Source organism: Pseudomonas brassicae (assembly GCF_010671725.1).
Taxonomy (GTDB): Bacteria; Pseudomonadota; Gammaproteobacteria; order Pseudomonadales; family Pseudomonadaceae; genus Aquipseudomonas; species Aquipseudomonas brassicae.
On record NZ_JAAHBU010000254.1, the window covers coordinates 1 to 4,913 of the forward strand.

At 63.8% G+C, this 4,913-nt stretch carries 5 protein-coding genes; 2 read left to right on the plus strand and 3 right to left on the minus strand.

All coding sequences use genetic code 11. The annotated features are described in order from the left end of the window. Nucleotides 1–630, plus strand: a 630-nt coding sequence (locus G3436_RS17325) for a FecR family protein (protein WP_163947325.1), incomplete at its 5' end; no start/stop codon positions are given. Here the strand turns inward: G3436_RS17325 and G3436_RS17330 are convergent. The 3 genes from G3436_RS17330 to G3436_RS28335 all read right to left on the minus strand — a co-directional run bounded on the left by G3436_RS17330 (nt 627) and on the right by G3436_RS28335 (nt 3,718). Further along, a complete protein-coding gene (locus G3436_RS17330) occupies nt 627–3,134 on the minus strand; it encodes a TonB-dependent siderophore receptor (protein WP_163947327.1) in 2,508 nt (835 codons plus the stop codon). The genes G3436_RS17325 and G3436_RS17330 overlap by 4 nt on opposite strands. A gap of 132 nt (nt 3,135–3,266) precedes the next feature. Next, nucleotides 3,267–3,506 (minus strand): DUF4265 domain-containing protein, encoded by a 240-nt coding sequence (locus G3436_RS17335; protein WP_279538670.1) that lies wholly within the window; start codon nt 3,504–3,506, stop codon nt 3,267–3,269. Continuing rightward, nucleotides 3,500–3,718 carry a DUF4265 domain-containing protein gene (locus tag G3436_RS28335; RefSeq protein ID WP_279538671.1) on the minus strand — a complete coding sequence of 73 codons (219 nt, stop codon included), beginning with the start codon at nt 3,716–3,718 and terminating at the stop codon, nt 3,500–3,502. Before G3436_RS28335 ends, G3436_RS17335 begins: the two co-directional genes overlap by 7 nt. A 207-nt stretch (nt 3,719–3,925) precedes the next feature. On the opposite strand from G3436_RS28335, the gene G3436_RS17340 reads away from it, so the two are divergent. Next, the gene (locus G3436_RS17340; protein WP_163947330.1) at nt 3,926–4,843 is read left to right on the plus strand and encodes an alpha/beta hydrolase family protein; all 918 of its coding nucleotides are present in this window, start codon (nt 3,926–3,928) and stop codon (nt 4,841–4,843) included. The last annotated feature ends 70 nt before the right edge of the window (nt 4,844–4,913 follow it).

Here is a 4,913-nt window from a genome sequence, read left to right on the forward strand (position 1 = left end):
GGTTGGTACGCCGACCAGCGCACAGCCGTCGCCGAGCGCCGCAGCCTTACCCTCGACGATGGCTCGCGCCTGATACTCGGGCCCCAGACCCGCGTGGACATTCTCATAGAACAGGACCGCAGGCGGCTGCGCCTGTACCGTGGCGAACTGTTCGTGCAGGTCGCTGCAGACCCTGCGCGCCCGTTCGAGGTCGAGGCGGCCGGCGGGCACATGCGCGCACTGGGCACCGCCTTCGATGTACGCCGTGACGGCGAGCAGGTGCGGCTGGCCGTTACCGAGCACAGCGTGCGCACCCAGGTGGCAGCACAGCGCCTCGATATCCGTGAGGGCCAGGCGGTCGACTTCGACCCGCACGGGCTGCAGGCACCGTTCAACCAGTCGGCCGAGACCACCCTGGCCTGGACGCGCGGGCGCCTGGTGTTCGACAACCGTGCGCTGGGGGACGTAGTGGCTGAACTGTCGCGTTATACGCCCGGCCTGCTGCTGATCACCGACGAGCGCCTCAAGCGCCTGCCCGTGACCGGCGTGTTCAGCACCGAGGACGTGCAGGCGCAGTTGAGCCTGATGGCCAGGACCTTGCCGTTGAGCGTCACGCGCTGGCCGGGTGTGACGCTCATCGGCACGCGCTAGAACGTACCGCGCAGGGTCAGCATGAAATTGCGCGGGTCACCGTAGAAGTTGTTGTACATCGAGTTGCCCACGGTGGCGTAGTAGCGCTTGTCGAACAGGTTGTTGGCGTTCACGGTAGCCGTCCAGTGCTCGTCCACCTTGTACGCCAGGCTGCCACTCCAGATCGTGTACCCGGCCTGCATGAACTTGTAGGGCAGGTACTCACCGTCGAACTTGCCACTGTCGGGGTTGTAGGTGGCGGCATCACCGCTCTTGGACGTGCGGCTCTGCGAGGTGGCGCCCGCCCCGAGCGTCCAGTCCTGCAGCGCCCCCGGCAACTGATAGGTGCCCCACACCTTGAACAGGTGCTTGGGCGTGACACCCTCGAAGGTGGTGCGCGAGGCGTCGCTTTGCTTGTCGATGGCATGGTTGTAGGTATAGCCGGCCATCAACTGCAACCCCGGCGCCACTTCGCCACTGACTTCGGCGTCGAAGCCCTGGCTGATCACCAGCCCCTGATTGGTGAAGCAGCAAGACCCGGTGGCGATCGGCTGGTCCTTGTACAGCGGGTCTTCGATGGCCGCCCCTTCCTGCTCGATCCGGTACACGGCAAACAGCGTGTTGACGCGGCCCTCGAGCAGTTGGCCCTTCAAGCCGATTTCATAGTTTTTCGAGGTACTGGGATCGAGCGGGGCATTGGACGGCCCCTTGGTCGAGCCCGACTGCGGGGTAAAGGTCTCGGCGTAGCTGGTGTAGGCCGTCCACTGCTCGCCAAGGTCGTAGGTCAGGCCTGCATAGGGTGTGAACTCGCCGCTTTCGCGCTGGGTGCCGGAGCGTGACCGCCCGCCTGCACCGGTGAAGAAGGCCTGGTTGTTCTGGTAGGTGAAGTCGGCCACACGCCCTCCCACAATGACCTTCATCTCGTCGGTCAGCGCCAGGCGCAGCATGCCATACAGCGACTTGCGAATCTCCGGCAGGTACTGGTTTTTGGTCAGGTAGCTGCCTTGGTCTGCAGGTGGCGTGCGCCCACCCAGGTCCAGCGGTATGTTGGCAATGTAGCCGGTACGCTGGATCACCGAACCCACCGAATGGGTGTAGTCGACCCCGCCCAGCACATCATGTCGCCGATCGAAGGCGTCGAAGCTGCCTTTGACATAGCTGTTGAACGACTTGCGCACGCTGCCACCCGTGTTCGGGTAGTTGTACCAGGCCGGGCCATCGCCCGTGTCGGGGTCAACTCCACCGAAGTAGTACAGCCCCGATGAGTCGCGGTCGATATCGACGTAGCTCACGTCGGTCGTCAGCGACCAGTCGGGGGTGAAACTCTGCTCGACTTTGACGTAGGCCTGGGTGGTTTTTTCCCGCACGGTGTTCCAGTTCGAGGTGAACGCGGTGCGCCGCGGCAGCTTCAGGTCGGCGCCGCTGGTGTAGCGTGGCAAGCCACTGAAGTTGGGTACGCCGTCGTTGTCCTGGTAGCTGCCGCCCAGCGTCAGCGTGGTGTCGGGGCTAAGATCGAACTCCAGCGAACCGTAGGTCAGCGAGTTCTGCGTGTCGCCATAATCGTAGAACGCCTTGCTGTCCTGATACGCCATGCCCAGGCGCCCACGGATAGCTGCGCTGTCGACCAGCGGGCCAGTGACATCGAACTCGCTGCGGTAGTTGTCCCAACTGCCGGCAGAGGCGGCGAACCTCACCTGGTTGTCGTGCAGCGCGCGCTTGCGTACCAGATTGATGGTGCCGCCGGGGTCGCCCGTGCTGGAGAACAGGCCGTCGACACCGCGCAAGAACTCGACGTGGTCGTACTGGGCCATGTCCAGCTGGCTCAGCGAGCCATAGCCGGCAATTGAGGTGGTCAGTGGCGCCCCGCCGTCGATCTGGGTGTTGGACACCGCGAAGCCACGGGAAAAGAAATTGCTCTCGTTGCCCATCGACGCCTGGGAGATGCCGCCTTTCTGCAGGCTGACACCGGTCATCTTGCTCATCACATCGGTCAGGCTGTTGAGGTTCTGGTCTTCGATCTGCTTGCGCGTGATCACCGAAACCGAATGCGGAACTTCGCGTACCGAAGTGGCCACTTTGCTGCCGACAGCGGTCACGCCGCTGTTATAGGCATGGGTGTGCTCAGTGCTCTGGGTCAACGCCTGGGCATTGACTGTGGTGGCACCCAGGTTGATGGCCGCAACTTGATCGTCCTGCAGCGCGGCCAGGCTCAGGCTGTCACCGCTGATGCTGGCGGCCAGGCCGCTGCCTTGCAACAACTGCTGCAGGCCCTGTTCGACGACGAACTCGCCATCCAGACCTGCACTGCGGCGCCCTGCCAGCAACTCGCTGGTTACGATCAGGCGCAGCCCTGCCTGGTCGGCGAAACGCGTGATGGCCTGGCTCAGTGGCCCGGGTGCAATCTGGTAGCGCCGCACGGCCTCGTGCGCCACGTCACCCGCCACCGCTACCGGCAAGCCCAGGGCGAACGTACTGGCAGCCGCCAGCGCCAGGTACAGCGCCGAACATCTGAACGGTTGTCGCATTTACGGCTTCCTCTGCTGAATGATGCGTTTGAAAATCAGTCTCAGTGAGGAAGACGACGGCGCGCAAAAACCTGACAACACCAAAGCAAATTTTTTCCGCCCTTGGCCAACCGGGGCACTACGCCGCACGTGCTACTGGCGCAACAGGCCACTTTCGTAATCCAGGCAGCCCTGCTCGGCCTGCGCCTCCAGCAGCTCGAGGACCGCATCAAGCGAAACGCTCGAGGCAATGTTGAGCGTGAAGAAATGCGCCTTGAGCCCTTCCCATGTGCAGCCCATCGCGGTGAGCGTCTCCAGCACTGCTAGCATGCTGTCGTAGCCGGCTGCAAAAAAGATCACCCTGACCGTGCTGTTGCCACTGGGCTTCACCATGGCCTCGAAATGCAGCAGGCCTCGGCGCTGCGGGTCGCCGACACTTCGTCGTGCAGGCACACCTCGTGGCTATAGAACGGAATGTTGCGCACGCGGAAGGTGCCGTCGGGCAGCGCCTCGGCCCACATCCGCTCGGCGCCCACGGGCGGGTAGTCGTCGACGACGTCGAGGTTGAAAACGATTTTTTGCAGGTTGTCAGCGGATACATCCATGAACTGTCTTTCGCTCCCAGCGCCGGCGCCTGACAAGGCGCTCGCAAGCGGCAAAGTCTGACACAGACCACCCGGGCAAGCCACGCATACGCCAGAGCCAGATGATGGGGTAACGCGAAACAGACAGGCGCTGTTTCTGGCTGATCAGCGCCGCACCGATGGGCAATAGTCACTGGGCTTTTCCATCGTTTATCAGGTATTGCCCCCATGATCGCTACCGCATCACCTTCTACCGCGCCTGTTGTGTGCACGCCGGTGCAACTGCGCGCACGCGACGGCTACCCGCTGTCTGCCCGCCGTTACCAGCCGGCGGCAGGCGCCCGCGCCAATGTGCTGGTTGCCGGCGCCACTGGCGTGCAGCAACGCTTCTACCGCCCCTTCGCCCACTATGCCGCCAGCAAAGGCTACAACGTGCTGACGCTCGACTACCGCGGTATCGGGGAATCACGCCCGGCCTCGCTGGATGGCTTTGCCATGTCCTACCTCGACTGGGGCCGCCTGGACCTTGCGGCGGCAGTGGACCTGCTTGCCCAGGACGACCTGCCTCTCTATTGGGTCGGCCACTCCCATGGCGGGCAGGCCATCGGGCTGCTGCCCAATCACGCCGCCATCAGTGCGTGTTACAGCCTGGGTTGCGGGGCTGGCTGGACCGGCTGGATGCCCACCCGAGAAGCACTCAAGGTTCGCGCGCTGTGGGGGGCAGTGTTGCCCTTGATCGTCGCCTGCAAGGGTTACATGGCCTGGAGCCTGCTGGGAATGGGGTCGGACTTGCCGATGGGCGTATACAAGGACTGGAAGCGCTGGTGTGCCTATCCGCACTACTTCTTCGATGATCCTGCCATGGCCTATCTGGCTGAGAACTATGCCAGCGTGCGCATGCCCTGCCTGTTCGCGGCGTCTGAAGATGACCTGTGGGCACCACCGCGCTCGCGCGATGCGTTCATCAAGGGTTACTGCAACGCGCCCGTGACGACCCTGGACATCCCTTCGCGCGCGCACGGCGCGCCGATGGGCCACATGGGTTATTTTCACCGCAGCGCGCGCGCGTTGTGGGGCGAGTTGCTGCAGTGGCTGCACGCGCACGGTGCACCTCACGATGCGCAGGCGTCTGCGCTGGCGCGGTGATGCAGGTACCACGCTTCGATCGGGTACACCGTGCATTCAGGCTTTGCGACCGCTGCGCGCTCGTTCGCTG

Excerpts from the sequence above, each read along its gene's own strand:
- G3436_RS17330 (WP_163947327.1), bottom strand. The coding sequence starts at position 3,134 with ATGCGACAACCGTTCAGATGTTCGGCGCTGTACCTGGCGCTGGCGGCT.
- G3436_RS17335 (WP_279538670.1), bottom strand. The coding sequence starts at position 3,506 with ATGGTGAAGCCCAGTGGCAACAGCACGGTCAGGGTGATCTTTTTTGCA.
- G3436_RS28335 (WP_279538671.1), bottom strand. The coding sequence starts at position 3,718 with ATGGATGTATCCGCTGACAACCTGCAAAAAATCGTTTTCAACCTCGAC.
- G3436_RS17340 (WP_163947330.1), top strand. The coding sequence starts at position 3,926 with ATGATCGCTACCGCATCACCTTCTACCGCGCCTGTTGTGTGCACGCCG.